The following is a 26544-nucleotide window of genomic DNA, read 5'->3' as shown; positions in this document are numbered from 1 at the left end:
CTTAAACTCCTAACTTCCATGACAGGGTACGCAGCAGATCGGCAAACACACCTGCCGCCGTCACATCATTCCCTGCGCCATAGCCGCGAAGCACCAGCGGCAGTGGCTGATAATAATGGCTGTAGAACGCCAGAGCGTTCTCGCCGTTTTTCACCTTGTACAGCGGATCGTTGCCATCCACTTCGGCAATCTTCACCCGGCAGACGCCGTCTTCTTCAATGTTGCCAACATAGCGCAATACCTTACCTTCATCACGGGCTTTCGCAACGCGTGCGGCAAAGGCATCGTCAAGCTGAGGTAAATTCGCCATAAAGGCGCTGACGTCACCGCTGTCATCAAATTCTGCTGGCAGCACTGGCTCAATCACGATATCAGAAAGCTCCAGCTCGCGGCCGGTCTCGCGCACCAGGATCAGCAGCTTACGCGCCACGTCCATACCGGAGAGGTCGTCCCGCGGATCCGGCTCGGTGTAACCCAGCTCGCGCGCGGCGCGGGTGGCTTCCGACAGGCTCATCCCTTCGTCCAGCTTGCCGAAGATAAACGACAGGGAGCCGGAGAGGATGCCGGAGAAACGCTGTAGTTCGTCGCCCGCGTTCAGCAGGTTTTGCAGGTTCTCGATGACCGGCAGGCCCGCGCCCACGTTGGTGTCATACAGAAACTTGCGGCGCGACTTACTCGCCGCCAGACGCAGCTGGTGATAGTAATCCATCGACGAGGTGTTGGCCTTTTTGTTCGGCGTCACCACGTGGAAACCTTCGCGCAGGAAATCCGCGTACTGATCGGCCACCGCCTGGCTGGAGGTACAGTCAACGATCACCGGGTTAAGCAGGTGATATTCTTTCACCAGACGGATCAGGCGGCCCAGGTTAAACGGCTCTTTCGCCTCTTCCAGCTCCGCCTGCCAGTTTTCCAGGTTCAGACCGTGGACGTTAGTCAGCAACGCTTTCGAGTTCGCAATGCCGCAGACGCGCAGATCGATATGTTTCTTCTTAAGCCACTCCTGCTGACGCTTTACCTGCTCCAGCAGCGCGCCGCCGACGCCGCCGACGCCCACCAGGAACAGCTCAATCACCTGGTCGGTGTTGAACAGCATCTGATGCACCACGCGCACGCCGGTAGTGGCGTCATCGTTATCCACGACAACGGAAATGGAACGCTCGGATGAGCCCTGGGCAATAGCCACGATATTGATATTGGCCCGCGCCAGCGCGGCAAAGAATTTGGCGGAGATACCGCGCAGGGTGCGCATACCGTCGCCGACCACCGAGATAATCGCCAGACGCTCCTGAATGGAAAGCGGCTCCAGCAGCTCTTCTTTCAGCTCCAGATAGAACTCTTCTTCCAGCGCGCGACGGGCGCGCAGGCAATCGCCCTGCGGAACGCAGAAGCTGATGCTGTATTCGGAAGAAGACTGCGTGATCAGCACCACGGAGATCCCGTTGCGGGACATAGCGGCAAAGACGCGTGCCGCCATGCCGACCATGCCCTTCATCCCCGGGCCGGAGACGCTGAACATCGCCATGTTATTGAGGTTAGAAATGCCTTTCACCGGCAGGTCATCTTCATCCGCGCTGGCGCCAATCAGCGTACCCGGCGCCTGCGGATTACCGGTATTCTTAATCAGGCAAGGGATCTGGAACTGGGCAATCGGGGAGATGGTACGCGGGTGAAGAACTTTAGCGCCGAAGTAGGAAAGCTCCATCGCTTCCTGGTACGACATCGACTTCAGCAGCCTGGCATCCGGCACCTGGCGCGGATCGCAGGTATAAACGCCGTCGACATCAGTCCAGATCTCACAACAGTCTGCGCGTAAACAGGCCGCCAGCACCGCAGCGGAGTAGTCAGAGCCGTTACGCCCCAGCACCACCAGTTCGCCCTTCTCGTTACCGGCGGTAAAGCCTGCCATCAGGATCATATGGTCAGACGGGATTTTGCTCGCCGCAATACGGCGTGTCGACTCGGCAATGTCGACGGTGGATTCAAGGTAGTGGCCCACAGCCAGCAGTTTTTCAACCGGATCGATGACCGTCACGTGGTGACCGCGCGCTTCCAGCACGCCTGCCATGATGGCGATAGAGAGTTTTTCACCCCGGCAAATCAGCGCCGCGTTGATGCTGTCCGGGCACTGGCCAAGCAGGCTGATACCGTGAAGAACGTGTTTAATCTGGGCAAATTCAAGTTCAACGGTGCTTTTCAGCTGCGCCAGCGGGAAACCAGGCTGGGCGTCGGCCAGCCCCTGAAGCAGATCGGCGAAGATACGCTCGGCGTCGCTGATATTCGGCAGTGCATCCTGACCACCGATGGTTTTTTCAATCATCGCCACCAGGTGGTTCGTGATTTTGGCCGGGGCAGAGAGCACGGTGGCAACCTGCCCCTGCCTGGCGTTGCTTTCCAGGATATCGGCAACACGCAGAAAACGTTCTGCATTTGCCACTGACGTACCGCCGAACTTCAACACTCGCATGGTTCTACCTCATTTCCTTTAGCCGAAAAAAAAGCCCGCACTGTTCAGGTGCGGGCTTTTTTCTGTTTTTCCTGTACGCGTCAGCCCGCATCGTTACCTGTGGTAATGATGATGGTTGTAGTAATGGTGGTGATGCTGATGCGTTTCATGGATGTTGTGTACTCTGTCATTATTATCTGTCTGTGCTCTATTCTTTTAGGGTTAAAGGATCGAGCCCCTTAAGTCAATGAATTTTTAATTCGATCACAATTCGGGACATTCTCACGTCCCGCTGCGCGCAGATTTATTTTCATCGGAATACCCCAGTTGCAACCCCAGACATCAGCAGGATCGGCCATAATAAAAACCTATGGCACTATTTTACTCCGCTAATTTTTTTTCAATATCATGAAGCAATCGGTGCAGCATTGCCGTGTCACGCTGTTCAAGACGCCCCAGGCGCTGCTGTAACCAGTCCACCATTTTTTGATCGTCAGCGACGCCCAACTGCGCAAGAAGCTTATCTGCACGAACACGCAGTGCCGCCAGCTGGTTTTCATCCGAAACTGTCACCGGTGGCTGAGAAATTTGTATTAAGGATGCTAATTGATAGCAATAGACCATCACCGCCTGCCCCAGATTGAGTGACGGGTAATCCGCCACCATCGGCGCGCCCGTCAGCACGTCAGCCAGCGCCAGCTCTTCGTTAGTCAGCCCGGAATCTTCTCGCCCAAACACCAGCGCGGCTTTCTCCAGCCACTGGCTTTTCTCTTCCAGCATCGGCACCAGTTCAGCAGGCGTGGCGTAATAGTGAAACTTCGCCCGGCTGCGCGCGGTCGTCGCGACGGTAAATGAAATATCGTGGAGTGCGTCGGCGAGCGTAGCGTAAGTGGTTATATTATCGAGAATATCACCCGAACCGTGCGCCACCCAGCGCGCAGCAGGCTCCAGATGCGCCGTGCTGTCCACAATACGCAAATCGGTAAAACCCATAGTCTTCATGGCACGCGCCGCAGCGCCAATATTTTCAGCTCTTGCTGGTGCCACCAGCACAATCGACAGATGCATTTACGCTCTCTTTTTAATCAGTTAGCAGGTAAAAATGTGATTCAGTTCAACATATTACGCAGCACGAATTTACATTTTTGCAACACAAATCACCGAAATAGCGTTTCATAACAATTAAAAAAAGCTAAACTATTTTGTGGCTGAACAATCAGTTAGAATGTTAACAGAAGACCATTATCCTTATGTTTTGTAATGATAATGACCATATGAATACTCTTTTCTGATTGGATTCGTACCGTTTATCAATCAATGTCCGCAACTAGTTGGTTTATTGAAAAATTGTGACAAAGGCTAGCATTCAGCTACGATGATTTCATCAAACTGTTAACGTGCTACAATTGAACTTGATATATGTCAACGAAGCGTAGTTTTATTGGGTGTCCGGTGTCACTTAGCCTGTTATGTTGCTGTTAAAATGGTTAGGATGACAGCCGTTTTTGACACTGTCGGGTCCAAAGGGAAAGTACCCACGACCAAGCTAATGATGTTGTTGACGTTGATGGAAAGTGCATCAAGAACGCAATTACGTACTTTAGTCACGTTAAGCCGATCATGTTAATTTGCGACATGCATCAGGCAGGTCAGGGACTTTTGTACTTCCTGTTTCGATTTAGTTGGCAATTTAGGTAGCAAACATGCAGACCCCGCACATTCTTATCGTTGAAGACGAGTTGGTAACACGCAACACGTTAAAGAGCATTTTCGAAGCAGAAGGCTACGATGTCTTTGAAGCGACCGATGGCGCAGAGATGCATCAGATCCTTTCTGAAAATGATATCAACCTGGTGATTATGGATATCAACCTGCCGGGCAAAAACGGGCTTCTTCTGGCGCGCGAACTGCGTGAACAGGCGAACGTCGCGTTGATGTTCCTGACAGGCCGTGACAACGAGGTTGATAAAATTCTTGGTCTGGAAATCGGCGCGGATGACTACATCACCAAGCCGTTCAACCCTCGCGAGTTAACCATTCGTGCACGCAACCTGCTGTCCCGCACCATGAATCTGGGTACGGTCAGTGAAGAGCGTCGTAGCGTCGACAGCTACAAATTCAACGGCTGGGAACTTGATATCAACAGCCGTTCGCTGATTAGCCCGAACGGTGAGCAGTACAAACTGCCGCGCAGTGAATTCCGCGCGATGCTGCACTTCTGCGAGAACCCGGGCAAGATTCAGTCTCGTGCAGAACTGCTGAAGAAAATGACCGGTCGTGAGTTGAAGCCACACGATCGTACCGTTGACGTAACCATCCGTCGTATTCGTAAACATTTCGAATCTACGCCTGATACGCCGGAAATCATCGCCACGATCCATGGTGAAGGCTATCGTTTCTGCGGTGACCTCCAGGAGTAATCCTCACGTCACGCAGTAAAGAACGGCGCATTTGCGCCGTTTTTTTTATCAATGCCACGGCATAATCGGCACCGCGCTAATCGCGTTTTTCGGTGAGCCTTCCACGACTTTGTCCGAGTAGGCCAGATAAGCCAGGGTGTTACGCTTCGCGTCATAAAAACGGACCACCTGTAGCTTTTTGAACACCAACGAGGTCCGTTTCTGGAATACAACGTCGCCCTGCGCTTTGCCGTTTTTAATTTTGTCACTCAATTCCACCGGTCCAACCTGCTGGCAGGAGATGGCCGCGTCAGACGTGTCTTCAGCCAGCCCCAGGCCGCCTTTAATCCCGCCGGTCTTCGCCCGGCTGACATAGCAGGTGACGTTTTTAACGTCCGGATCGTCAAACGCCTCCACCACAATTTTGTGGTCCGGCCCAAACATTTTAAACACGGTATCCACGGAGCCAATTTGCTCCGCCTGCGCCACGCGCCCTGCCATCAGCGCCAGTGCTGCAAAGACTAAAACCTTGTATTTCATATTGTTACCATTCATAAAAAATTACGCTGAGCGATTATTCAACAGGTTAGATAAAAATGTAGCAAGATCACAGGATTAGAATATATCCGCACATAAATCACCATAAAAAGCATTTATGCGCAAAAAAAACACTGAATGCTAAAACGTCAAAAAATGCTATTATCCGCTAACCTGTAAACAGGCACCTGCGGCAGTTTTAAGGATGAGGATAGTATATGGATCAGGCTGGAATTATTCGCGACCTGCTCACCTGGCTGGAAGGTCATCTCGACCAGCCATTGTCACTGGATAATGTGGCGGCAAAAGCAGGCTATTCCAAGTGGCATCTGCAAAGGATGTTCAAGGATGTCACCGGTCATGCTATCGGTGCCTATATTCGCGCACGTCGTTTATCAAAGTCTGCTGTTGCGTTGCGCCTGACCGCGCGACCAATCCTTGATATTGCCCTGCAATATCGTTTCGATTCACAGCAAACTTTCACCCGCGCCTTTAAAAAGCAGTTCTCGTTAACGCCAGCGCTTTATCGCCGCTCGCCGGACTGGAGCTCCTTTGGTATGCGTCCGCCGCTGCGTCTGGGCGAGTTTGCGATGCCAAAATATGAAATCATCACCCTGCCAGAAACGCACCTGGTCGGCACCACGCAGAGCTACTCCTGTTCCCTTGAGCAGATCTCCGAGTTCCGCCATCAGATGCGCGTTCAGTTCTGGCGCGAATTTTTAAGCCATGCTCCGGCGATCCCGCCGATTCTGTATGGTTTGAACGAAACGCATCCAAGCCAGGAAAAAGATGACGAGCAGGAGGTGTTCTATACCACGGCGCTGACGCCTGATATGGCGAACGGTTACATTCATGGCTCGAAGCCTGTCGTGCTGGAAGGCGGCGAGTATGTGATGTTCTCATACGAAGGTTTAGGAACGGGCGTTCAGGAGTTCATCCTGACCGTTTACGGGACCTGCATGCCGATGTTGAATCTGAATCGCCGTAAAGGTCAGGACATTGAGCGCTACTATCCGGCGCAAGATGCTAAACCGGAAGAAGGCCCTATCAATCTGCGTATGGAATTCCTGATTCCGGTACGTCGTTAACGCTGCAATTCGTCCAGTGCAGGGGCATCAAGATGCGAAATGTCCCCTGCCATCTCAACCACCCACCCCGATGCCAGCCAGGCACTTTCCTGATAGTCGATACGGGAAATGGAACAGTTGCGCAGACGCAAACGGCGTTCGGCGTAAGCGGGCAGTCCCAGAATGGTGCTCACCAGACAACCCAGCGCGATACCGTGGCTCACCAGCAGCGGTCGGCTACCTGCCGGGAGTTTCAGGCACTCGGCCAGGGCGGCATGCATACGTACGCTGAGCTCCTGCATGGATTCGCCCTCAGGAATACGGCCATCTTCGGTACCGTTTACCAGCGTGCGTCGCCAGCCCTCTTCCGTTTCCGTCAGCGTATCGATAGGACGTTTTTCCAGCACGCCCATATCCAGCTCGCGCAGGCGCGGCTCAAGCATGACGTCACAGCCGCAGGCGTCTGCGATGATGCGCGCCGTCTGCTGTGTGCGACCTAAGTCGCTGGTAATCACGTGGGTAATGCCCAGCGTTCTGGCGCGTTCCGCCACCTGCCACGCTTGCTGCACCCCCTTCTCAGTGAGAGGACTGTCTGACTGGCCTTGAATACGTCGCTCGGCGTTCCACTGCGTTTCACCGTGGCGAACAAGGTATACCTGTAACATGCTTTTTTTCCGTTATACTGCGATGAATTTTTTAAATCGAGCTTAATTATGCACCATGTTGTCTCTGCTACCACCAATCCTGCCAAAATTCAGGCAATTCTAAGGGCATTTGACGAGATCTTCGGCGCAGGATCCTGCCATATTGAGGCCATCGGCGTCGAGAGTGGCGTTCCTGAACAGCCGTTTGGCAGCGAGGAAACGCGCGCTGGCGCACGAAATCGCGTGGCAAATGCAAAAGCCGCCGCGCCAGACGCTGACTTCTGGGTCGCGATTGAAGCTGGTATCGACGAAGGAGCGACCTTCAGCTGGGTTGTCATCGAAAGCCGCGAGCAGCGCGGCGAAGCGCGTTCTGCCACGCTGCCGCTGCCGGAGGTCATACTGGAGAAAGTCCGCGCGGGTGAGGCGCTGGGGCCGGTAATGTCGCACTATACCGGCATTGATGAGATTGGTCGTAAAGAGGGGGCGATTGGCGTCTTTACCGCGGGCAAGCTCACCCGTTCGAGCGTTTACCACCAGGCCGTTATTCTGGCGTTAAGTCCGTTCCATAACGCGATTTATCGTTAAGTCTGTAGGCCGGATAAGGCGAAGCCGTCATCCGGCGTTTTTCAGCAATACCGCTTCCAGCCACTGACGCAGTTCAACCGGCGCCGACTTCAGGCTGTTTGAACCACGGGTAATGGTCGCGATGCCCGCGCCCAGCTCGTTTTTCAGCTCGCGCTGGCTCATTTCGCCGCGCAGCAGTTCCTCAATAATGCGTACCCGCGTGCCCAGCGCTTCGCGTTCATCGGGCGTCAGCATCAGCTGTAGCAACGGTAAATGCAGATCTTTGTCGTAAGACTGGCGGAGCAACTCCACAAAACGAAGCCACTCCTGATGACGCTGTTCGGCCATGGCCGAGGAATACGGGGAATGCTGGGTCATGTTATGCTGCCTCTTGTACTCATTAGCGAGTACAGCATAACACAACCCGCGCCGATCAGTAACGTCTCTGCCACTCGGCATCGCTCATCAGGGTATCTTTCTGCCCCATGAAGTAGCGATAGTAGGCGTCATAGGCCAGCACGTTCTTCACATAGCCGCGCGTTTCCGAGAACGGAATGCTCTCGACAAACGCCACGGCGTCGATACGCCCTGCGCTGTTACCAAGCCATGTCCGCACGCGGCCTGGCCCGGCGTTGTACGCCGCTGACGCGAAGATACGGTTATTACCGAACTGCTGATAGACGTACTGCAAGTAGCTGGTACCGATGTTGATGTTGGTCTCCGGATCCAGCAGCTGGGACGGGCTGCTGTAGCCTGGAATATTAAACATCTTCACCGTGTGCGTCGCGGTGCCCGGCATAATCTGCATCAGGCCGCTGGCACCCACTGGTGAACGCACTTTCGGGTTCCAGGCGCTCTCCTGACGGGCAATGGCCATCGCGTAGCTTTGCGGAATATCTTTGCCGCTGGTGTAGCGATCGAACAGATCCTTATAAGCCAGCGGGAAACGCTCTTCGAGATGATCCCACAGTTTGCCGGCGATCGTCGCCTGCACGCTCAGATCCCACCAGCGATTATCAAACGCATAGCGGGCAAGCTGCGCTTTCTCTTCAGTGGTACGGCTGGTGACCAGATTCGCCCATTCGCTGCGCGCGGTATTATCCAGATTCCAGTACATCAGCTCGCGCACGCGCGCCATTTCCGGCCCCTGCGTCAGCGCCGGGTTCGCGTTGGCTGGCGCTTTGTCGATCTTCAGGGTGTACTCCTCGCCCAGACGCTGCGCCGCCGCCATCGGGTAGAATCCGCGCTGCTGCATCAGGGAGTGGAGGATCTCTTTGGCTTCATCGTCACGACCACGTTCCAGCAGCAGGTCTGCCTGCCAGTAACGCCATTCATCTTTCTCTTTGGCATCCATCGGCAGACGCGCCAGCCAGGTATTGAGGCCACGACGATCGCCCGTTCCCAGCGCCATGCGCACGCGACGCTCCACCAGCGAGACAGAGTTTGAACGCATCACCGCATCATCACGCCAGCGCGCCTGTTCGTCGGTGACATCTGTTCCCATCAGTCGCCATGCCACGATATCGCGCAGCTCCTGAGTTTGATCGTCATTAAGCTGCTGGGCCTGCACCAGCTGCGGGATCATCAGCCTGGCGTTTTCCACATCATCACGCGCCACGCTGGCAAAGGCCACCGCCGCCATCTGGCGGGTAAAATCGGTCGCGCCGGTGGTACGCGCAAACGTCAGGACAGTGTTCGGATCGTTTGCCAGGCCGATAACGGCAGAAGCAATGGTCTGATAATCCGCCGGCATTTGCCCCGCCAGCACGGTGACCAGCCGGGTGTTTCCGGCCTTCATCGCCAGGCGAATACGTTCCAGGTAAGAGAGCGGATCCTGCTTGCCCGAGGCGCGCCAGGCGCTGAACAGCGGGTCACAGGCGTTTGGCTGGCTTTTGCCCGTCAACCACAGCTCTTTCGCACCGACCCAGGCTTCCTCCTGCTGACCGGTCGCCCATTTCGCATAATAGTAATTACACTGCGCTTCCGTCGCGCCCGGTTTATCCGGGCTGAAGGCCAGCAGGCCGCGCCAGTCTTCGCGACGGGCAAGCTCGTTCACGAACCGGGACTTCAGGGTGCGCGCAGGCGGCAGGGTCGGGTTCGCCTGAATGAAGTTGTTCACGGTGACGGTTGGTTGATTCATCAGATCGTCAGTAATCTGGCGATACTCCAGATACGGATACAGCGGATAATCCTTCAGCGTCGGCATCAGCGCCTGCACGGTATCCATCTGCCTGTTGTCCCATGCCTGCTTAATCTGGGCATAGCGGCTACGTTGTTCGTCCAGTGAATCGGCATGCACCGCCTGGCTTACCGCCATTACGCATACGCTGGCAGCCAGCAGACGCCAGACCACCCGTTTGGCTTTTTCCACAAGCTCTTCCTCATTGTTTTTCGTCAGTTGCAGCGTCTTGCCACGTCAAAGTTACATCAACTTATGCTAACCAGGCATCCCACAACGCGCCACGTCATGGACACTTTTTTACCTTTCTTGCGCGTTTTAACACTCCCGACGTTCCTGGCTGGGATTAGGGCGTGAAAAAGGCTACACTTCGAGGCTGAAATTCATTCTCATCACGATAAAAGAGGCGAAGTCCAACGTGGCTCAATTCGTTTATACCATGCATCGTGTCGGCAAAGTTGTCCCGCCGAAACGTCATATTCTTAAAAATATCTCGCTGAGCTTCTTCCCGGGCGCAAAAATCGGTGTTCTGGGTCTCAACGGTGCCGGTAAGTCCACCCTGCTGCGCATCATGGCCGGCATCGATACAGACATCGAAGGTGAAGCCCGTCCGCAGCCTGGCATTAAGATCGGCTACCTGCCGCAGGAACCTCAGCTGAACCCGGAGCACACCGTGCGTGAATCCGTTGAAGAAGCGGTATCCGAGGTGGTTAACGCCCTGAAAGGTCTGGATGAAGTGTATGCCAAATACGCCGAGCCGGATGCGGACTTCGACAAACTGGCCGCTCAGCAGGGCAAATATGAGGAAATTATCCAGGCGCACGATGGTCACAACCTGAACGTGCAGCTGGAGCGCGCGGCTGATGCCCTGCGTCTGCCAGACTGGGATGCGAAAATCGCAAACCTGTCCGGTGGTGAACGCCGCCGTGTGGCGCTGTGCCGCCTGCTGCTGGAAAAACCAGACATGCTGCTGCTCGACGAACCGACCAACCACCTGGATGCCGAATCCGTGGCGTGGCTGGAGCGCTTCCTGCATGACTTCGAAGGCACCGTGGTAGCGATTACCCACGACCGTTACTTCCTCGACAACGTTGCGGGCTGGATCCTGGAGCTGGACCGCGGCGAAGGTATTCCGTGGGAAGGCAACTACTCCTCCTGGCTGGAGCAGAAAGACCAGCGTCTGGCGCAGGAAGCGTCTCAGGAAGCCGCCCGCCGTAAGTCTATTGAGAAAGAGCTGGAGTGGGTGCGTCAGGGCGCGAAAGGCCGTCAGTCTAAGGGCAAAGCCCGTCTGGCACGCTTCGAAGAGCTGAACAACACCGAATACCAGAAACGTAACGAAACCAACGAACTGTTTATTCCACCTGGAGCTCGTCTGGGGGATAAAGTGGTTGAAGTGACTAACCTGCGTAAGTCCTACGGCGACCGCGTGCTGATCGACGATCTGACCTTCTCCGTTCCGAAAGGCGCTATCGTCGGCATCATCGGTCCGAACGGCGCGGGTAAATCCACCCTGTTCCGCATGATGTCTGGTCAGGAACAGCCTGACAGCGGCTCTATCACCCTGGGTGAGACCGTGAAGCTGGCCTCCGTTGACCAGTTCCGCGACGCGATGGACAACAGCAAAACCGTGTGGGAAGAAGTCTCCGGCGGTCTGGATATCATGCGTATCGGCAACACCGAGATGCCAAGCCGCGCCTATGTTGGCCGCTTTAACTTCAAGGGCACCGACCAGGGCAAACGCGTGGGCGAGCTGTCCGGCGGTGAGCGCGGTCGTCTGCACCTGGCAAAACTGCTCCAGGTTGGCGGCAACGTTCTGCTGCTCGATGAACCCACCAACGACCTGGACATCGAAACCCTGCGCGCACTGGAAAACGCCCTGCTGGAGTTCCCGGGCTGCGCGATGGTTATCTCGCACGACCGCTGGTTCCTGGACCGTATCGCGACCCACATCCTGGACTACCAGGACGAAGGTAAGGTGGAGTTCTTCGAAGGTAACTTCACCGAATACGAAGAGTACAAGAAACGCACGCTGGGCGCAGACGCGCTGGAGCCGAAGCGTATTAAGTACAAGCGTATTGCGAAATAAAAGCAAAACGGCAACTTCGGTTGCCGTTTTTTATGTTTGTTCCCTCTCCCCATGGGAGAGGGCCAGGGTGAGGGCATCAGGCCGCACAAAATCACCCGCCCACGTAATACCGCTTCACCTCATCAAACTGCATCGCAAAGTCGATATAGCTCATCAGCGCAGGCGAATTGAGCTTACGGCTCGGGTAGGCCAGCCAGAGATCGTTTCCCTCAACGCTCCACGCCGACAGCACCTTCACCAGCGCGCCCTTTTCGATCTTATCTTCCAGCAGGAATGCGGGTAACAGCGTGATCCCCGCCCCGGCAATGGCGCATTCCCTGGCGTACACCAGATTATCCGTCATATGAGCGTTATCCGGCAGGTAGCGGTAATCCTCATTCTCGCTTCGCAGAAGCCACTCCGACCATGCCCGGTGCGTAATGCAGCGATGCTCCACCAGCTGTCGGGGATGAATTAACGGCTCCCGGCGTGCCAGGTAGTCGGGCGAGGCCAGCATGTAGCGCGGACAGTGCCCAATCATGCGGCCAATCAGGGAAGAATCCTGCGGTTTGCCGGTGCGCAGCGCCACGTCAAAGCCAGACTCGACCAGATCCACCACGTCGTCTGAGATCGACACATCCAGTGACACGTCCGGATAGCGAAGCTGGAACTCGGCATTCATATGCGCCAGCAGCGTCGCGCCAATTCCTGCCGGACAGGTGATCCGCAGCCGCCCGCTGGGGTTTTCTCGCAGCCGCTGAATGGCATACTCCGCGCGCTCGCTGGCAGCCAGCATCTCGCGACAGTGCACCAGATAGTGCTCGCCCGCAAACGTCAGGCTTATTCTGCGCGTCGTGCGATTCAACAGACGGATCCCCACCTGCTGCTCCAGCTGGCTAATGCGCTGGCTGACGCTGGATTTTGGCAGTTCCGCCTTCTGCGCCGCCGCGGTAAAGCTGCCCATCTCGGCCACCAGCGCAAACAGTGCCATATCCTGAAGCTGTTTAAACATGATTGTTCACTCTGTACGAACGCTGAGTTCTGGATTGTCCATCTTATCATGCGGCTGACCACTTAATAGACTAGCCTCAACAAAACGAATGCCATTGAGGAGCACACCATGTCAGTGAAAGCCATTGCCGTTAACCCAGAAAATCCCTCCACCTTCGTTGAAATCACCCCGCCGATGCCGCAGCCCGGCGAACACGATCTGCTGGTGGAGGTGAAAGCCGTCTCCGTAAACCCGGTGGACACCAAGGTACATGCAGGCATTGCTAAAAGCGGGCTGAAGGAGCCGCGCATTCTCGGGTGGGATGCCAGCGGGATCGTAAAAGCCGTTGGGGCTGGCGTCACCGGATTCAAACCGGGTGACGAAGTGTGGTACGCGGGGGATATCACCCGACCGGGCAGCAATACCACACATCAGCTGATCGATGCGCGCATTGTCGGGCACAAGCCTGCAAGCCTTGACTGGGCCGCCGCGGCTGCACTGCCGCTGACGGCGCTCACCGCGTGGGAAGGCCTGTTTGAACGGCTGAAGATTCAGGATGCCGACGCAGATAAAACGCTGCTGATTATTGGCGGCGCGGGCGGGGTGGGATCGCTGGCGATCCCGTTTGCGAAGCACAACAGCAAGGTAAAGGTGATCGCAACGGCGTCCCGTGAAGATTCCGCCCGGTGGTGCCGCGATCGCGGTGCAGATGTGGTGGTGAACTACCGCGATCTGAAAGGCGAACTGGCGAAGCACGGGCTGACCTTTGTGGATTACATTTTCATCCTCAACGACACCGACGGGCACTGGGATGCGGTCAGCGACCTGATTGCACCGCAGGGGCATATCTGTTCCATCGTTGAGAATGAACATCCGCTGAACCAGGACAAGCTGAAGTCCAAATCCGCCGCGCTGCACTGGGAATTTATGTACACCCGCAGCATGTATCAGACGGCGGATATGGCGCGTCAGGGAGAGATCCTGGACGAAGTCGCGAAGCTGGTGGATAACGGCGTAGTGGAAAGTTCGCTCAGCGAAACGCTGCACGGGCTAAGCGTGGAAAGCATTACCGAAGCGCACCGCAAGGTGCTGGAGGGGCATATGCGTGGGAAGGTGGTGGTTGAGTATTGATTGGACTGATTCCCTTACCCTGGCCCTCTCCTAAAGGGAGAGGGTGATTAAAGTCCCCTCTCCCTTTGGGAGAGGGTTAGGGTGAGGGGTAAATCTTTTACCCCTGCTCCCCCATCATCTCCTTCACCAGCTCGACGCAGCGCAGGAAACGGGTGTCGTAGTCCGACTCTTCCACATGGACAAACTCAACGTTGTTCTCGTTAAGCATCTCTACCAGCATGGTCTGGAACTCACGCCTGTCCACGGAGCTGCCCAGGCTGCGCATGCCGTCGGCCACCCATGGGGTGTTGTTTTCCAGCAGGATCACCAGGTCAAAGCGGTATTCGTCAATCAGCGCCTGCACAAACGGGTGCTCGCGCCCCTCGTACTTTTTGCAGAACGCCTGCGTGGTGACGAAATCGGTATCAATAAAGGCGACTTTATTGGCGTATTTCACCGCGAAATCAATGTACTGGGCATGACCGAGCGCGATTTTATCGTAGTCGGAATACTGCAACGCCATCTCGTCGCCGCCAAGGTGTGAAAAGACATAATCGCGGCCATACTCCCACGCGCTGGTGGTGTTGAAGATGTTCGCCAGCTTATTGACCAGCGTCGATTTCCCGCTCGACTCGCCGCCGAGGATCGCCACCGTACGCACGAAGAACGGCTTCACCTCGGTCGGGATGTAGTCCCAGTAACGGAACGGGTTCTCGCGAATCTGCGCCCCGCTGATGTTCATGAAGGTGCGTTTAGGATCGATCAGCACCGTCTCGATACCCAGATGCTCGCGGAACTGCGGCGCGTCGGACTCTTCAGAGGTGTAGATCCAGTTAGGCGCAATGCCCTTCTCTTCCATAAACGCTTTGATGCCGTTGCTCCACACGTCCCAGCCGTGCGGATACGGCTCCATGCCCTCTTCGTTAAAGGCATGAATACGAATATTTTTCTGATATTTAAAGGTCTGAAGCAGCCAGCGCAGGCGGTCCGGCACGGTGGGCTGCTGCGACATGGCGCTGTCTTCAAACAGCTGGCGATCGCGGGTTTCATCATAACCCATGATGATATGCAGCTCGTCGACCTGGCTACAGGCGCGCTGGATCAGATAGATATGCCCGGTATGCAGCGGGTAGAACTTACCGAACACCACGCCAATGTTCTTTTGCATCCGCGGAAATTCAAGCCCCAGAAAACGGTGCAGCGCTTCCAGCTTCTGCGCGCTGGGGCTTTTGATTTTGGCGTTCAGCAGTTGGCTCAGGTAGCCCTTGGTCATGCCGCTGGCGTCCGCCACCTGCTGCAACGTGCAGCCCTTCTGGCGGATAGCGGTCTTGATGTAGTCAAATGATGACATAAATTACGGTGCCTCCTGCAAAATCGAATACGTAATTATAAGTCGTCAAAGACATTTAACGCATCTGCGAGTTTTTTAACGCCGAAAACCTGCATCCCTTCCGGAATTTTTTTCGGCACGTTGGCGGCCGGAACAATCGCGCGGCGGAAGCCATGTTTTGCCGCTTCGGAGATACGCTCCTGACCGCTCGGCACCGGGCGGATCTCGCCGGCCAGCCCTACCTCACCAAATACCACCAGATCCTGCGGCAACGGTCTGTCGCGCAGGCTGGAGACCATTGCCAGCAGCAGCGCCAGGTCCGCGCTGGTTTCCGTAACCTTCACCCCACCAACCACGTTGACGAACACATCCTGATCCGCCATTTGCAGACCGCCGTGACGGTGCAGCACCGCCAGCAGGATCGCCAGGCGGTTCTGTTCCAGACCGACCGCCACGCGCCGCGGATTGCCCATCATCGAGTGATCCACCAGCGCCTGAATTTCAACCAGCAGCGGACGCGTTCCTTCCCACAGCACCATCACCGAACTCCCGGACGTGATCTCGTCGCCACGGCTCAGGAAGATGGCCGACGGGTTGCTGACTTCGCGAAGCCCCTGCTCGGTCATGGCAAACACGCCCAGCTCATTCACCGCGCCAAAGCGGTTTTTATGGCTGCGCAGGGTACGAAAACGGGAATCCGCATCGCCATCGAGCATCACCGAGCAGTCGATACAGTGTTCAAGCACTTTCGGTCCCGCCAGCGAGCCGTCTTTGGTCACATGACCAACCATCACAATCGCCACGCCGCGCGTTTTGGCAAAGCGCGTCAGGTAGGCCGCGGTTTCACGCACCTGCGCCACGCTTCCCGGTGACGACTGAATGTCAGCCATATGCATCACCTGAATGGAGTCGATCACCATCAGCTTCGGCTGCTCTTCTTCGGCGATCATGCAGATCTGCTCGATGCTGGTTTCCGACAGCATATTCAGATTGCCGGTCGGCAGGCCGAGGCGGTGCGCGCGCATCGCCACCTGCTGGAGTGATTCTTCCCCCGTGACGTACAGGGTTTTCATCTGTTCGGCGAGCTTGCAGAGCGTTTGCAGCAGCAGGGTCGATTTACCCGCGCCCGGGTTACCGCCGATCAGAATGGCGCTGCCCGGCACTACGCCACCGCCGAGCACGCGGTCAAATTCTTTGAATCCGGTTGAGAAGCGCGGCAGCGCCTCAAGGCTGATATCCGAAAGTTTTTGTACCTTCGACACGCCTGCATTGCCCGCATAGCCGCTCAGCCGTTCATTGCGGGCCACGCTCGGCGAAGCCGCCACACCACGCACTTCGGTGATGGTGTTCCAGGCATGACAGGCGCTGCATTGCCCCTGCCAGCGCGGATAATCCGCACCACATTCATTACAGACAAATGCGCGTTTTGGAGCTTTCGCCACGGTTTACCTCGTTATTTTTGATTAATGCTGCCGGAGAGAATACAGAACACCCCCATCAGATCAGCATGACGGATAGTGACTTCCGTCTTTTCATTCACTTTCGGTTTGGCATGGTAGGCAATACCCAGCCCGGCAACTTTGATCATCGGCAGATCGTTCGCGCCATCGCCGATGGCGACGGTTTGCTCGACCGGGATGGCATATTTCTCTGCCAGACGCGTCAGCGTATTGGCTTTGTACTGCGCATCCACGATGTCGCCGATGACCTGTCCGGTGAGTTTGCCGTCCATGATCTCCAGCTCGTTTGCCACCACGGTGGTCAGACGCAGCTTGTCACGCAGGTAGTCGGCAAAGAAGGTGAACCCGCCGGAGGCAATCGCCACTTTCCAGCCGAGCGTCTCCAGCTTGAGTACCAGCTGCGTAAGCCCAGGCATCAGGGGCAGTTCATCGCGCACCTGACGCAAAATGTTAGCATCGGCCCCCTTCAGGGTCGCCACGCGCTGTCTCAGGCTGGCGGTGAAATCCAGCTCGCCGCGCATCGCGCGCTCGGTGACTTCCGCCACCAGCTCTCCGCTGCCCGCCAGTTTAGCAATCTCGTCAATACACTCGATCTGAATGGCGGTGGAGTCCATGTCCATTACCAGCAGGCCGGGCGTTTTCAGGTGCGGAATTTTGCCGAGGGGAGCAACGTCCAGCCCGGCGTCGTGCGCCAGACGCGTGGCGCGCTGCGTCAGGGAACCCGCCAGGCGAATGACCTGATAATCTTCCACACACCAGGCCGCAACGATGACCATCGCTGCGCCCAGTTTGGTTTGATACTGGGTGAGGCGTTGCTTATCCAGGCCGCGTCCGTACAGCAGCCAGCCGCTACGGCCAGCGTGGTAATCGAGAGGCATCACCTCATCGCCACTTAAAGAGAGCGGCAATCCTGGCCATAAAGAGACATCCGTTGGCAGGTCGCACCAGGTAATGTTCGGCATTGAAGCTCCTGTAATTTCGTTCGCGCCGGAAGGTTCCAGAGGGAAAATAACGCATGAGGCTACCCTGTAACCATCACTTCTGGCAACATTAAGCCGTAAATTTTAAGCAGGTGGAATATGGCTCGCGCAAAACTGAAATTCCGGCTTCATCGCGCCGTGATTGTCCTGATCTGTCTCGCACTATTAGTGGCGCTGATGCAGGGGGCATCCTGGTTTAGCCAGAATCACCAACGACAGCGTAACCCGCAGTTTGAGGAGCTGGCCCGGACGCTGGCGCGCCAGGTGACGCTCAACGTTGCGCCGTCTATGCGCACCGAAACGCCGGATGATAAGCGAATAGCCCTGGTATTGCGCCAGCTTACGGAAAACAGCCGCATTCTGGATGCGGGCGTGTACGATGAACAGGGCGACCTGATTGCCCGCGCGGGTGAGCATGTCGACGTGCGCGACAGGCTGGCGCTGGATGGCAAAAAAGCCGGTGGTTATTTCAACCAACAAATCGTCGAACCCATTCAGGGCAAAAATGGTCCGCTCGGCTATTTACGTCTGACACTCGACACCCACACCCTGCCAACCGAAGCCAAACAGGTAGATAACACCACCAATATTTTGCGCCTGATGCTGCTGCTCTCACTGGCGATTGGCGTGGTACTGGCACGTACGTTGCTCCAGGGCAAGCGCACCCGCTGGCAGCAGTCGCCGTTCCTGTTAACCGCCAGCAAGTCGGTTCCCGAAGAGGAAGAGAGCGAGAAGAAAGAATAGTGATAAAGTAGGCGGATGATTCGGAAAAGGAACTCTGCCATGTCGACGTTACGCCTGCTAATCTCTGACTCTTACGATCCCTGGTTTAACCTGGCGGTAGAAGAGTGCATCTTCCGCCAGATGCCTGCCACCCAGCGCGTCCTGTTTCTCTGGCGCAACGCTGATACGGTCGTTATTGGCCGCGCGCAAAATCCGTGGAAAGAGTGTAACACCCGCCGTATGGAAGAGGACAACGTCCGCCTGGCGCGCCGCAGCAGCGGTGGCGGTGCGGTATTCCACGATCTGGGCAATACCTGCTTTACCTTTATGGCGGGCAAGCCGGAATACGACAAAACCATCTCGACCTCCATTGTGCTTAATGCGCTCAATTCGCTCGGCGTGACGGCTGAAGCCTCGGGACGTAACGATCTGGTGGTCAAAACGCCCGATGGCGACCGCAAGGTATCCGGCTCTGCCTATCGCGAAACGATGGATCGGGGATTCCACCACGGCACATTATTGCTGAATGCCGATCTGAGCCGTCTGGCTAACTACCTTAATCCAGATAAGAAAAAGCTACAGGCTAAGGGTATTACCTCCGTGCGCGGGCGCGTGGCGAATCTGGTGGAACTGCTGCCCGGGATTACTCATGAGCAGATTTGCGATGCGATCCGTGAAGCCTTCTTCGAACATTACGGTGAGCGGGTAGAAGCTGAAGTGATCTCCCCTGACAAAACACCGGACCTGCCCAACTTCGCGGAAACCTTTGCGCGCCAGAGCAGCTGGGAGTGGAACTTCGGCCAGGCACCGGCCTTTTCACACCTGCTGGACGAACGGTTTACCTGGGGCGGAGTGGAGCTGCACTTTGACGTGGAGAAGGGCCATATTACCCGCACGCAGGTCTTTACGGATAGTCTCAATCCTGCACCGCTGGAGGCGCTGGCCGCACGTTTACAGGGCTGTCTGTACCATGCAGACAGTCTGCAACAGGCGTGCGAAGCGCTGTGGGTGGATTTCCCGGACCACGAGCGGGAGCTACGGGATCTCTCCCAATGGATCGCTGGCGCGGTGCGTTAATAAAAACACATAAGGGAAGTGAATACGCTTCCCTTATTCCTGAAAATTAACACACGTATATAAATAAACAGGGAACATACACAAAATATATATTTATAGCTTATATATTAAGGGGAATTACATTCAAAAATTAACACTCCTTAATGTAAAGTTAACTTTTCCTCTAGAATAATAGACAGCAAGAAATAGTTTTTCTATTTCTTCTCCACACGTCTGTTTCGAACGTTAAGGATTAACGATGAAAAAAATCATTATTGCAACCGCTGTTGCAATGACCCTCTCTGCGACTGCACATGCCGACTCTACTGCGGTATTAAAATTAAAAGGCGTATTAACCAACAACGCCTGTACCCCAACGCTGAGCGATGGCGCTGTCGTTGATTTCGGCACCAAATATATCAGTACGCTCTCCGCAAAGGCAGATAACCAGCTGGGTTATAAAGATATTTCTCTGACTATCAACTGCTCTGCCGCAACGAAAGTAGCGTGGTCCATTACCGATGATCACGCAGATTCAATGAAGAAAATGACCATCGATAACGCCACTTTCGCGGGCGATCAGGCATGGAGTTCAACTAACCAGTACGGCGTAGGTAAAACGGCTGGCGGCGTCAATATCGGCGCTTACTCCGTGGGTATGAATTCGAATGTAACCGTAGATGGAAACGTCAAAGCATTAGGTTATTCTGCGATAGCAGATGATCCAATGTGGTTACTTGCGAATACGGGTTCGCAGCTCGTCACTCATAGTGACGGTTCTATCCAGTATAGCGCACTAAATAGCAGTGATCGGACGTTGGTTCCCTTTATGAATGCCGTATTCCCGCTGCGCGTTGCGCTGGCGGTGCAGAAAACTGACACCCTGGCAATTACCGACGATACCCCGATCGACGGCCAGGCCACCATCACTTTGCATTATCTGTAACTGGCTCATTTCGCTTGTGAACTGAGCGTGATGGCCTGCATTTGTTAAGGAACAACAATGAAAAAGATTTTAGTTGCCACTGCCGTTGCGCTGGCCCTCTCCGCGACTGCCGCTAACGCCGCCTCTACCGCCGTACTGAAAGTGACCGGTTTACTCTCCGTTGCCGCCTGCACCCCGCAGTTAAGCGGCGGCGGCGAGGTGGATTATGGTCTTATCCACCTGGCGGATCTCTCCGCGACCAGCGTTAACCAGTTGGGTCAGAAAGATATCTCCCTGACCATCACCTGCCCGGTAGCCACTAAAGCTGGCTGGACCATCAGCGATGACCGCGCAGACACCCATCCGGGTGCTTCTGTGATCACCATTAACACCGCAGACGCGGCGGGCGGCAACGTTTCCGACACCACCCAGTCCTACGGCGTGGGCAAAACCGCGGGCGGCGTGAAAATTGGCGCTTACTCCATCTTTGCTGATGTGGCGAACGTCACCGCCGACGGCGTGAAATCAGACGTTATCTCCGGTACCGTGGACAGCCCGTCCTGGCAGAAAACCGCTACCGGTATCATCAAAAACGCCAACATGGAAATGATGACCGTGGCCGCTTCCGGCACCACTGCGCCGCTGCCTTTCACGACCGCAGTATTTCCGCTGAAAACCTCCCTGGCGATTCAGAATACCGCGGCCCTCGCGATTACCGATGATACCAACCTGGATGGTCAGGCCACGATTACCGTTAAATATCTCTGATTATCAACCCGATAAAGTGTGAACTATGCCTCCTCTTAACAGAGGAGGTATTTTGTCAGGTTAAAGGATTAATCTTGATGTCAGTTGAATCCACGATCGCTCAGTGCGCCATTGCCGCACCGTTATTATTCTCTGCTCTCTTTGCTCAGGCGTATGCCGCCGGAATGGTGCCAGAAACCACGCTGCTGGTTATTGAAGAGTCGACTCACAGCGGCACCATGAACGTAAAAAATACCGACACCTTCCCGGCCCTGATCTATACCATCATTGTCGATCTTCCTGACGATACAGGCGTGACGTTAAACGCGTGACCCTTGAGGCTATCCCGCCGAAAAACACCGATAAACATATGTGGATCGGCTTTAACCTGAGTCAGGATCTGCCCAACGGCATCAAGAACATTTCTGTCGCCCATACAGCCTTCAGGGAGCTGGATTTCAAAGTACTGAATACCCGTCGCGTAATGCTCGAAGTGAAACGTGCAGACGGCTCGTGACTGTCAAAAGGGACCAGTATCGTGGATGAGAAAAACAACTACCTGGTCAGCGCGGTGGACAGCGGGCGTGTTTTTGTCACTGATATGTCCAATAGCCCGGCACTTTATGCCGTTGACGATAATATGCAGCGCATCTGCCGCATCGATTAATCCCTGAGTGAGACTCAGGACAAAGAATCGTTTTATGAAACTGCTAAAGGAGTCTGTAAATGAAACACCTGGGTAAACATTTACTGATGACTTTTTCGCTAATGGCTACGCTTTTTACGCCTGCCTCGTGGTCCGCCGATGAGTGCCAGCTCACCCTCACCCCGGTGCTGAATGACCGCCAGTTTAATCACATAGGTGATACGGTGACGCTGGAAAGCAATTTGATGTGGGAAGTGTTGACGAAGTAAGCACCATAGGGGGCAAACCTGCCCCCCTGAAGAAAACGAAATTACTCTTGATCGCCCAGCAGAACGGATTCCAGCGCGATTTTGATCATGTCGTTGAAGGTGGTCTGACGCTCGGCAGCGGTGGTCTGCTCGTGAGTACGGATATGGTCAGACACGGTGCAAATGGTCAGCGCTTTCGCACCGAATTCAGCCGCCACGCCGTAGATACCGGCCGCTTCCATTTCCACACCCAGAATGCCGTATTTTTCCATCACGTCGAACATGTCGCCTTCTGGCGAGTAGAACAGATCGGCAGAGAACAGGTTGCCCACGCGCGCGTCTACGCCCAGCGCTTTTGCCGCGTCAACCGCGTTACGCACCATGTCAAAGTCAGCAATGGCCGCAAAGTCATGATCTTTAAAGCGAATGCGGTTGACTTTAGAGTCGGTGCACGCGCCCATGCCGATCACCACGTCACGCAGCTTAACGTCCATGCGAACCGCGCCGCAGGAGCCGACACGGATGATTTTCTTCACGCCGAAATCGGTGATCAGCTCTTTGGTGTAGATGGAGCAGGATGGGATACCCATGCCGTGACCCATCACGGAGATTTTGCGGCCTTTATAGGTACCGGTGAAGCCCAGCATGCCGCGCACGTTGTTCACTTCACGCACGTCTTCGAGGAAGGTTTCTGCAATGTGCTTCGCGCGCAGCGGGTCGCCCGGCATCAATACGACGTCAGCGAAATCACCCATTTCTGCATTAATGTGAGGAGTTGCCATCTTCAGTTCCTTTTACATTGTTGTTTTTTCCGGGTGGCGGCTGCGCCTTACCCGGCCTACATTCTGTTTTCCCTCTCCCTGTGGGAGAGGGTCGGGGTGAGGGCATCAGGCCTCACCCAATCCGTTTAGAACATAGCCTTGCCATATTCCATGTCAGACGTACCAAAGTATTTCGCAATCGTCTGGCCGATGTCCGCGAAGGTTTCACGGTGACCCAGCGAGCCCGGTTTGACTTTCGGGCCGTACACCAGCACCGGAATGTGCTCACGGGTGTGGTCGGTACCGGTCCAGGTCGGGTCACAGCCATGGTCAGCGGTCAGGATCAGAATGTCATCTTCTCCCACCAGCTCCATCAGCTCTGGCAGACGGCGGTCAAACAGCTCCAGACCCGCAGCATAACCGGCGACGTCGCGACGGTGGCCCCAGGAGGAGTCGAAGTCCACGAAGTTGGTGAAGACAATGGTCTTATCGCCCGCTTCTTTCATCTCTTTGATGGTGGCGTCGAACAGCGCATCCAGACCGGTCGCTTTGACCTTTTTGGTAATGCCGCAGTTGGCGTAAATGTCCGCGATTTTACCCACGGAAACCACGTGACCGTCTTTCTCGTCGACGAGTTTTTGCAGCACGGTCGGCGCCGGTGGCTCCACGGCCAGATCGTGACGGTTGCCGGTACGCTGGAAGTTACCCGCTTTGTCGCCGATAAACGGACGCGCGATAACGCGGCCAATGTTGTAGCCGCCTTCGGTCAGCTCTTCACGGGCGATTTCGCACAACTCGTACAGTTTATCCAGGCCAAACGTCTCTTCATGGCAGGCGATCTGGAAAACGGAGTCAGCAGAGGTATAGAAAATCGGCTTGCCGGTTTTCATGTGCTCTTCGCCGAGCTGGTCCAGAATCACGGTACCGGAAGAGTGGCAGTTACCGAGGTAGCCCGGCAGGTTGGCGCGCTTCACCAGCTTATCAAGCAGCTCTTGCGGGAAGCTGTTCTCGTGATCGGAGAAGTAACCCCAGTCGAACAGCACCGGCACGCCGGCGATTTCCCAGTGGCCGGACGGAGTATCTTTACCGGAAGAGAGCTCGTGCGCCCACGCGTAGGCGCCCACCACTTCCGCGTTACCGTCCATACCGGCTGCGATCTTACCGGTAGAGCCTTCATGCGCTTTTACCAGCCCCAGACGGGTCAGGTTTGGCAGGTTCAGAGGGCCTTTACGACCGTTGTCCGCTTCGCCTTTTGCACAGGCTTCCGCGATGTGACCCAGGGTATCGGAACCCACGTCACCAAATCGTTCTGCATCTTCGGTTGCGCCGATGCCGAATGAGTCCAGCACCATAATAAATGCACGTTTCATAATTGTTCTCCGTACTTAGTGCTTCATAAAAATGCGATCAGATCAGTATACCGCTATTCAGTGATACGACGATAGACCGTCGGTGTGGTTTCCGGTGCTTTATCGTCAAGAGATATTGCCGCCTTCACCGCTTTCGCCGCGTCCTGCCAGCTGACTTCATCTCTCGCGTGGATCACCGCCAGCGGACGTTGGCCGTCAACGCAGTCACCCAGACGGGCCATATCGGTAAAGCCGACGCTGTAATCAATGGTGTCCGATGCCTGACGACGACCGCCGCCCATAGACACGACAGCCATGCCGAGCGCGCGGGTATCCATAGCCGAGACAAAGCCTTCGCTGTCCGCATAGACCGCTTTGCTGAGCATCGCGGTGGGCAGGTATTTCGCGTAATTTTCCACGAAGTCGGTCGGGCCTTTCTGCGCCGCCACCATCCGACCAAAGATCTCCGCCGCTTTGCCGTTGTCCAGCACCGTCTGAAGCTTCGCGCGCGCGTCAGCGTCGTCTTTGGCCAGCTTGCCGGAGATTAACATCTCAACGCACAGCGCCATGGTGACATCGAACAGGCGCGGGTTACGGTATTCGCCTGTGAGGAACTGCACAGCCTCGCGGACTTCAACCGCGTTACCGGCGCTGGAGGCCAGCACCTGGTTCATGTCCGTCAGCAGTGCGGTGGTGCGCACGCCCGCGCCGTTGGAAACGCCAACGATCGCTTCGGCCAGCGCCTCAGAGAGTTCATAGGTCGGCATAAACGCGCCGCTGCCCACTTTCACATCCATCACCAGCGCATCCAGACCTTCCGCCAGTTTTTTGGCAAGGATAGAGGCGGTGATCAGCGGGATGGAGTCTACAGTCGCGGTAATGTCACGCGTCGCGTAGAAACGCTTGTCAGCCGGAGCAAGAGAGCTGGTCTGGCCGATAATCGCCACGCCAACGTCTTTAATAATGTCGCGGAAGCGGTTGTCATCCGGGAAGATATCGAAGCCCGGAATGGCTTCCAGTTTGTCGAGCGTACCGCCGGTGTGGCCCAGGCCGCGCCCGGAAATCATCGGGATGTAACCGCCGCAGGCTGCCACCATCGGGCCAAGCATCAGGGAGGTCACGTCGCCCACGCCGCCGGTGGAGTGTTTGTCCACAATCGGGCCGTTGAGGTTGAGGCTTTTCCAGTCCAGAACGGTTCCTGAATCTCGCATCGCCATGGTCAGCGACACGCGCTCAGGCATCGACATATCGTGGAAGAAAATGGTCATCGCCAGAGCCGCAATCTGCCCTTCAGAGATGGTGTTATCACGAATGCCATTGATAAAGAAGCGGATTTCTTCGTCGCTTAATGCATGACCATCACGTTTTTTACGAATAATTTCTTGTGCGAGAAACACGGTAACCTCCATGCGGAATCGGGTGAATGGCGGCGGGTATGTTGACCCGCCCCACGATCCTTTAGGCCGGGTTAGCGTAGCGCCACCCGGCAATTCAACTTAGTAGCTGCTTGCGCTCTTACCGTCGCCGTGACCCAGCGCTTTCAGCAGGCTGGCCAGCAGGCTGGACGCGCCGAAGCGGTAGTGGCGGGAGTCCGCCCAGTCGGCGCCGAACAGCTCGTCGGCAATCGCCAGGAACTGCTGCGCGTCTTCTGCGGTACGCACGCCGCCTGCCGGTTTGAAGCCAACGGTTTTGGACACGCCCATATCACGGATGACTTCCATCATGATGCGTGCGCTTTCCGGGGTAGCGTTGACCGGCACTTTACCGGTAGAGGTTTTAATGAAATCCGCGCCCGCTTTGATGGAGATTTCAGACGCCTTACGAATCAGCGCCTCTTCTTTCAGCTCGCCGGTTTCAATGATCACTTTAAGCAGCACGTTTGCCGCCGCACACGCGTCTTTACAGGCTTTCACCAGGTCAAAACCGACCTGCTCGTTGCCGGCGATCAGCGCGCGGTACGGGAATACCACGTCAACTTCGTCTGCGCCGTACGCAATCGCCGCGCGGGTTTCTGCCAGCGCGATCTCGATATCGTCATTGCCGTGCGGGAAGTTAGTTACGGTGGCAATGCGCACGTCCGGCGTGCCCTGCTCTTTCAGCGTTTTGCGGGCAATCGGGATGAAGCGCGGATAGATACAAACGGCGGCGGTGTTACCCACTGGCGTTTTCGCCTGATGGCACAGGGCGATGACTTTTTCATTGGTGTCGTCATCGTTCAGGGTGGTCAGGTCCATCAGTTTCAACGCGCGCAGGCTGCTTGCAGTTAAATCGGTCATAACATTCTCCAACGGCAGTGCCGTATAAATTTTACCTTGCGGGT

The 26544-nt window shown here is 55.7% G+C and carries 26 protein-coding genes, 2 pseudogenes and 1 other annotated feature; of the genes and pseudogenes, 12 read left to right on the top strand and 16 right to left on the bottom strand.

Annotation, left to right across the window (positions count from 1 at the left end; all coding sequences use genetic code 11):
* Nucleotide 1: 1 nt before the first annotated feature.
* From thrA to yjjY, 4 genes are all read right to left on the bottom strand, one after another.
* A complete protein-coding gene (thrA, locus tag RY075_RS03925) occupies nucleotides 2–2464 on the bottom strand; it encodes a bifunctional aspartate kinase/homoserine dehydrogenase I (protein ID WP_003856494.1) in 2463 nt (820 codons plus the stop codon).
* A 24-nt stretch (nucleotides 2465–2488) separates the two neighbouring features.
* Nucleotides 2489–2606 (bottom strand) — a sequence feature (Thr leader region).
* On the bottom strand, nucleotides 2545–2613 hold the full coding sequence (gene thrL / locus RY075_RS03920; protein ID WP_015572623.1) for a thr operon leader peptide: 69 nt from the start codon (nucleotides 2611–2613) through the stop codon (nucleotides 2545–2547). Its footprint overlaps the feature before it by 62 nt.
* A gap of 211 nt (nucleotides 2614–2824) precedes the next feature.
* Nucleotides 2825–3511 (bottom strand): tRNA/rRNA methyltransferase, encoded by a 687-nt coding sequence (locus tag RY075_RS03915; RefSeq protein WP_003856496.1) that lies wholly within the window; start codon nucleotides 3509–3511, stop codon nucleotides 2825–2827.
* Nucleotides 3512–3910: 399 nt separating this feature from the next.
* Entirely contained in the window at nucleotides 3911–4051 is a 141-nt protein-coding gene (gene yjjY / locus RY075_RS03910) for a protein YjjY (protein WP_001541509.1), read from the bottom strand.
* A 95-nt stretch (nucleotides 4052–4146) separates the two neighbouring features.
* Between yjjY and arcA the strand changes: the two genes are divergently transcribed.
* A complete protein-coding gene (arcA, locus tag RY075_RS03905; protein ID WP_003856501.1) occupies nucleotides 4147–4863 on the top strand; it encodes a two-component system response regulator ArcA in 717 nt (238 codons plus the stop codon).
* A gap of 48 nt (nucleotides 4864–4911) precedes the next feature.
* Here arcA and creA read toward each other — a convergent pair whose 3' ends face one another.
* The gene (gene creA, locus RY075_RS03900; RefSeq protein ID WP_003856503.1) at nucleotides 4912–5382 is read right to left on the bottom strand and encodes a protein CreA; all 471 of its coding nucleotides are present in this window, start codon (nucleotides 5380–5382) and stop codon (nucleotides 4912–4914) included.
* Between the two features lie 215 nt (nucleotides 5383–5597).
* Between creA and robA the strand changes: the two genes are divergently transcribed.
* The gene (robA, locus tag RY075_RS03895) at nucleotides 5598–6467 is read left to right on the top strand and encodes an MDR efflux pump AcrAB transcriptional activator RobA (RefSeq protein ID WP_003856504.1); all 870 of its coding nucleotides are present in this window, start codon (nucleotides 5598–5600) and stop codon (nucleotides 6465–6467) included.
* On the opposite strand, the gene gpmB is transcribed toward robA, so the two are convergent.
* Nucleotides 6464–7111 carry a 2,3-diphosphoglycerate-dependent phosphoglycerate mutase GpmB gene (gpmB, locus tag RY075_RS03890; RefSeq protein ID WP_032661523.1) on the bottom strand — a complete coding sequence of 216 codons (648 nt, stop codon included), beginning with the start codon at nucleotides 7109–7111 and terminating at the stop codon, nucleotides 6464–6466. The two genes, robA and gpmB, sit on opposite strands and share 4 nt — an antisense overlap.
* A gap of 48 nt (nucleotides 7112–7159) precedes the next feature.
* Here gpmB and yjjX point away from each other — a divergent pair, with 48 nt between their 5' ends.
* A complete protein-coding gene (yjjX, locus tag RY075_RS03885; protein WP_063401838.1) occupies nucleotides 7160–7675 on the top strand; it encodes an inosine/xanthosine triphosphatase in 516 nt (171 codons plus the stop codon).
* A gap of 27 nt (nucleotides 7676–7702) precedes the next feature.
* Here yjjX and trpR read toward each other — a convergent pair whose 3' ends face one another.
* Both trpR and sltY read right to left on the bottom strand, forming a co-directional pair.
* Nucleotides 7703–8032: a trp operon repressor gene (gene trpR, locus RY075_RS03880; protein WP_003856511.1), complete on the bottom strand. Its 330-nt coding sequence runs from the start codon at nucleotides 8030–8032 to the stop codon at nucleotides 7703–7705.
* Nucleotides 8033–8087: 55 nt separating this feature from the next.
* Nucleotides 8088–10025 carry a murein transglycosylase gene (gene sltY / locus RY075_RS03875; RefSeq protein WP_104468789.1) on the bottom strand — a complete coding sequence of 646 codons (1938 nt, stop codon included), beginning with the start codon at nucleotides 10023–10025 and terminating at the stop codon, nucleotides 8088–8090.
* A 226-nt stretch (nucleotides 10026–10251) separates the two neighbouring features.
* Between sltY and ettA the strand changes: the two genes are divergently transcribed.
* Complete coding sequence (ettA, locus tag RY075_RS03870) at nucleotides 10252–11919, top strand: energy-dependent translational throttle protein EttA (RefSeq protein WP_003856515.1); 1668 nt, start codon at nucleotides 10252–10254, stop codon at nucleotides 11917–11919.
* A 91-nt stretch (nucleotides 11920–12010) separates the two neighbouring features.
* On the opposite strand, the gene RY075_RS03865 is transcribed toward ettA, so the two are convergent.
* Entirely contained in the window at nucleotides 12011–12910 is a 900-nt protein-coding gene (locus RY075_RS03865; RefSeq protein ID WP_022650376.1) for a LysR family transcriptional regulator, read from the bottom strand.
* A gap of 108 nt (nucleotides 12911–13018) precedes the next feature.
* Between RY075_RS03865 and RY075_RS03860 the strand changes: the two genes are divergently transcribed.
* Nucleotides 13019–14020: a zinc-binding alcohol dehydrogenase family protein gene (locus RY075_RS03860; RefSeq protein ID WP_022650375.1), complete on the top strand. Its 1002-nt coding sequence runs from the start codon at nucleotides 13019–13021 to the stop codon at nucleotides 14018–14020.
* A 97-nt stretch (nucleotides 14021–14117) separates the two neighbouring features.
* Here the strand turns inward: RY075_RS03860 and nadR are convergent, their stop codons facing one another.
* From nadR to serB, 3 genes are read right to left on the bottom strand one after another with little or no spacing between them, the layout of a single operon-like run.
* Entirely contained in the window at nucleotides 14118–15350 is a 1233-nt protein-coding gene (gene nadR / locus RY075_RS03855) for a multifunctional transcriptional regulator/nicotinamide-nucleotide adenylyltransferase/ribosylnicotinamide kinase NadR (RefSeq protein WP_003856522.1), read from the bottom strand.
* A 35-nt stretch (nucleotides 15351–15385) separates the two neighbouring features.
* A complete protein-coding gene (radA, locus tag RY075_RS03850) occupies nucleotides 15386–16771 on the bottom strand; it encodes a DNA repair protein RadA (protein WP_003856523.1) in 1386 nt (461 codons plus the stop codon).
* 11 nt (nucleotides 16772–16782) lie between these two features.
* Nucleotides 16783–17751, bottom strand: a complete 969-nt coding sequence (gene serB, locus RY075_RS03845) for a phosphoserine phosphatase (protein WP_003856524.1) — start codon at nucleotides 17749–17751, stop codon at nucleotides 16783–16785.
* A 117-nt stretch (nucleotides 17752–17868) separates the two neighbouring features.
* Here serB and RY075_RS03840 point away from each other — a divergent pair, with 117 nt between their 5' ends.
* The 7 genes and pseudogenes from RY075_RS03840 to RY075_RS03810 form a co-directional block, all read left to right on the top strand.
* Entirely contained in the window at nucleotides 17869–18513 is a 645-nt protein-coding gene (locus RY075_RS03840; RefSeq protein WP_003856526.1) for a YtjB family periplasmic protein, read from the top strand.
* Nucleotides 18514–18552: 39 nt separating this feature from the next.
* A complete protein-coding gene (gene lplA / locus RY075_RS03835) occupies nucleotides 18553–19569 on the top strand; it encodes a lipoate--protein ligase LplA (protein ID WP_023324128.1) in 1017 nt (338 codons plus the stop codon).
* A gap of 238 nt (nucleotides 19570–19807) precedes the next feature.
* Nucleotides 19808–20494, top strand: coding sequence for a DUF1120 domain-containing protein (locus tag RY075_RS03830; RefSeq protein WP_338628183.1), 687 nt, complete (start codon nucleotides 19808–19810; stop codon nucleotides 20492–20494).
* A gap of 57 nt (nucleotides 20495–20551) precedes the next feature.
* Nucleotides 20552–21241 (top strand): DUF1120 domain-containing protein, encoded by a 690-nt coding sequence (locus tag RY075_RS03825; RefSeq protein WP_003856531.1) that lies wholly within the window; start codon nucleotides 20552–20554, stop codon nucleotides 21239–21241.
* Between the two features lie 77 nt (nucleotides 21242–21318).
* A complete protein-coding gene (locus tag RY075_RS03820; RefSeq protein ID WP_022650371.1) occupies nucleotides 21319–21552 on the top strand; it encodes a hypothetical protein in 234 nt (77 codons plus the stop codon).
* 59 nt (nucleotides 21553–21611) lie between these two features.
* Nucleotides 21612–21950, top strand: a pseudogene (locus tag RY075_RS03815) (FimD/PapC C-terminal domain-containing protein); the annotation flags it as partial.
* Nucleotides 21951–22036: 86 nt separating this feature from the next.
* A pseudogene (locus tag RY075_RS03810) lies at nucleotides 22037–22135 on the top strand (hypothetical protein); the annotation flags it as partial.
* A 41-nt stretch (nucleotides 22136–22176) separates the two neighbouring features.
* Here RY075_RS03810 and deoD read toward each other — a convergent pair.
* The 4 genes from deoD to deoC all read right to left on the bottom strand — a co-directional run bounded on the left by deoD (nucleotide 22177) and on the right by deoC (nucleotide 26500).
* On the bottom strand, nucleotides 22177–22896 hold the full coding sequence (gene deoD / locus RY075_RS03805; RefSeq protein WP_022650368.1) for a purine-nucleoside phosphorylase: 720 nt from the start codon (nucleotides 22894–22896) through the stop codon (nucleotides 22177–22179).
* 125 nt (nucleotides 22897–23021) lie between these two features.
* Nucleotides 23022–24245, bottom strand: coding sequence for a phosphopentomutase (gene deoB / locus RY075_RS03800; RefSeq protein WP_003856540.1), 1224 nt, complete (start codon nucleotides 24243–24245; stop codon nucleotides 23022–23024).
* A gap of 53 nt (nucleotides 24246–24298) precedes the next feature.
* Entirely contained in the window at nucleotides 24299–25621 is a 1323-nt protein-coding gene (deoA, locus tag RY075_RS03795; protein ID WP_063937920.1) for a thymidine phosphorylase, read from the bottom strand.
* Between the two features lie 99 nt (nucleotides 25622–25720).
* Entirely contained in the window at nucleotides 25721–26500 is a 780-nt protein-coding gene (gene deoC / locus RY075_RS03790) for a deoxyribose-phosphate aldolase (protein ID WP_003856543.1), read from the bottom strand.
* Between the last annotated feature and the right edge of the window lie 44 nt (nucleotides 26501–26544).

This window comes from Enterobacter sp. JJBC, assembly GCF_036936505.1.
Classification (GTDB): Bacteria; Pseudomonadota; Gammaproteobacteria; order Enterobacterales; family Enterobacteriaceae; genus Enterobacter; species Enterobacter hormaechei_C.
This window is presented reverse-complemented; position numbering and strand designations above follow the sequence as displayed.

Excerpts from the sequence above, each read along its gene's own strand:
- RY075_RS03840 (WP_003856526.1), top strand. The coding sequence starts at position 17,869 with ATGGCTCGCGCAAAACTGAAATTCCGGCTTCATCGCGCCGTGATTGTC.
- thrA (WP_003856494.1), bottom strand. The coding sequence starts at position 2,464 with ATGCGAGTGTTGAAGTTCGGCGGTACGTCAGTGGCAAATGCAGAACGT.
- arcA (WP_003856501.1), top strand. The coding sequence starts at position 4,147 with ATGCAGACCCCGCACATTCTTATCGTTGAAGACGAGTTGGTAACACGC.
- gpmB (WP_032661523.1), bottom strand. The coding sequence starts at position 7,111 with ATGTTACAGGTATACCTTGTTCGCCACGGTGAAACGCAGTGGAACGCC.
- RY075_RS03915 (WP_003856496.1), bottom strand. The coding sequence starts at position 3,511 with ATGCATCTGTCGATTGTGCTGGTGGCACCAGCAAGAGCTGAAAATATT.
- deoB (WP_003856540.1), bottom strand. The coding sequence starts at position 24,245 with ATGAAACGTGCATTTATTATGGTGCTGGACTCATTCGGCATCGGCGCA.
- yjjX (WP_063401838.1), top strand. The coding sequence starts at position 7,160 with ATGCACCATGTTGTCTCTGCTACCACCAATCCTGCCAAAATTCAGGCA.
- RY075_RS03825 (WP_003856531.1), top strand. The coding sequence starts at position 20,552 with ATGAAAAAGATTTTAGTTGCCACTGCCGTTGCGCTGGCCCTCTCCGCG.
- RY075_RS03860 (WP_022650375.1), top strand. The coding sequence starts at position 13,019 with ATGTCAGTGAAAGCCATTGCCGTTAACCCAGAAAATCCCTCCACCTTC.
- RY075_RS03820 (WP_022650371.1), top strand. The coding sequence starts at position 21,319 with ATGTCAGTTGAATCCACGATCGCTCAGTGCGCCATTGCCGCACCGTTA.
- lplA (WP_023324128.1), top strand. The coding sequence starts at position 18,553 with ATGTCGACGTTACGCCTGCTAATCTCTGACTCTTACGATCCCTGGTTT.
- nadR (WP_003856522.1), bottom strand. The coding sequence starts at position 15,350 with ATGTCATCATTTGACTACATCAAGACCGCTATCCGCCAGAAGGGCTGC.
- RY075_RS03865 (WP_022650376.1), bottom strand. The coding sequence starts at position 12,910 with ATGTTTAAACAGCTTCAGGATATGGCACTGTTTGCGCTGGTGGCCGAG.
- deoC (WP_003856543.1), bottom strand. The coding sequence starts at position 26,500 with ATGACCGATTTAACTGCAAGCAGCCTGCGCGCGTTGAAACTGATGGAC.
- serB (WP_003856524.1), bottom strand. The coding sequence starts at position 17,751 with ATGCCGAACATTACCTGGTGCGACCTGCCAACGGATGTCTCTTTATGG.
- trpR (WP_003856511.1), bottom strand. The coding sequence starts at position 8,032 with ATGACCCAGCATTCCCCGTATTCCTCGGCCATGGCCGAACAGCGTCAT.
- deoD (WP_022650368.1), bottom strand. The coding sequence starts at position 22,896 with ATGGCAACTCCTCACATTAATGCAGAAATGGGTGATTTCGCTGACGTC.
- RY075_RS03830 (WP_338628183.1), top strand. The coding sequence starts at position 19,808 with ATGAAAAAAATCATTATTGCAACCGCTGTTGCAATGACCCTCTCTGCG.
- creA (WP_003856503.1), bottom strand. The coding sequence starts at position 5,382 with ATGAAATACAAGGTTTTAGTCTTTGCAGCACTGGCGCTGATGGCAGGG.
- robA (WP_003856504.1), top strand. The coding sequence starts at position 5,598 with ATGGATCAGGCTGGAATTATTCGCGACCTGCTCACCTGGCTGGAAGGT.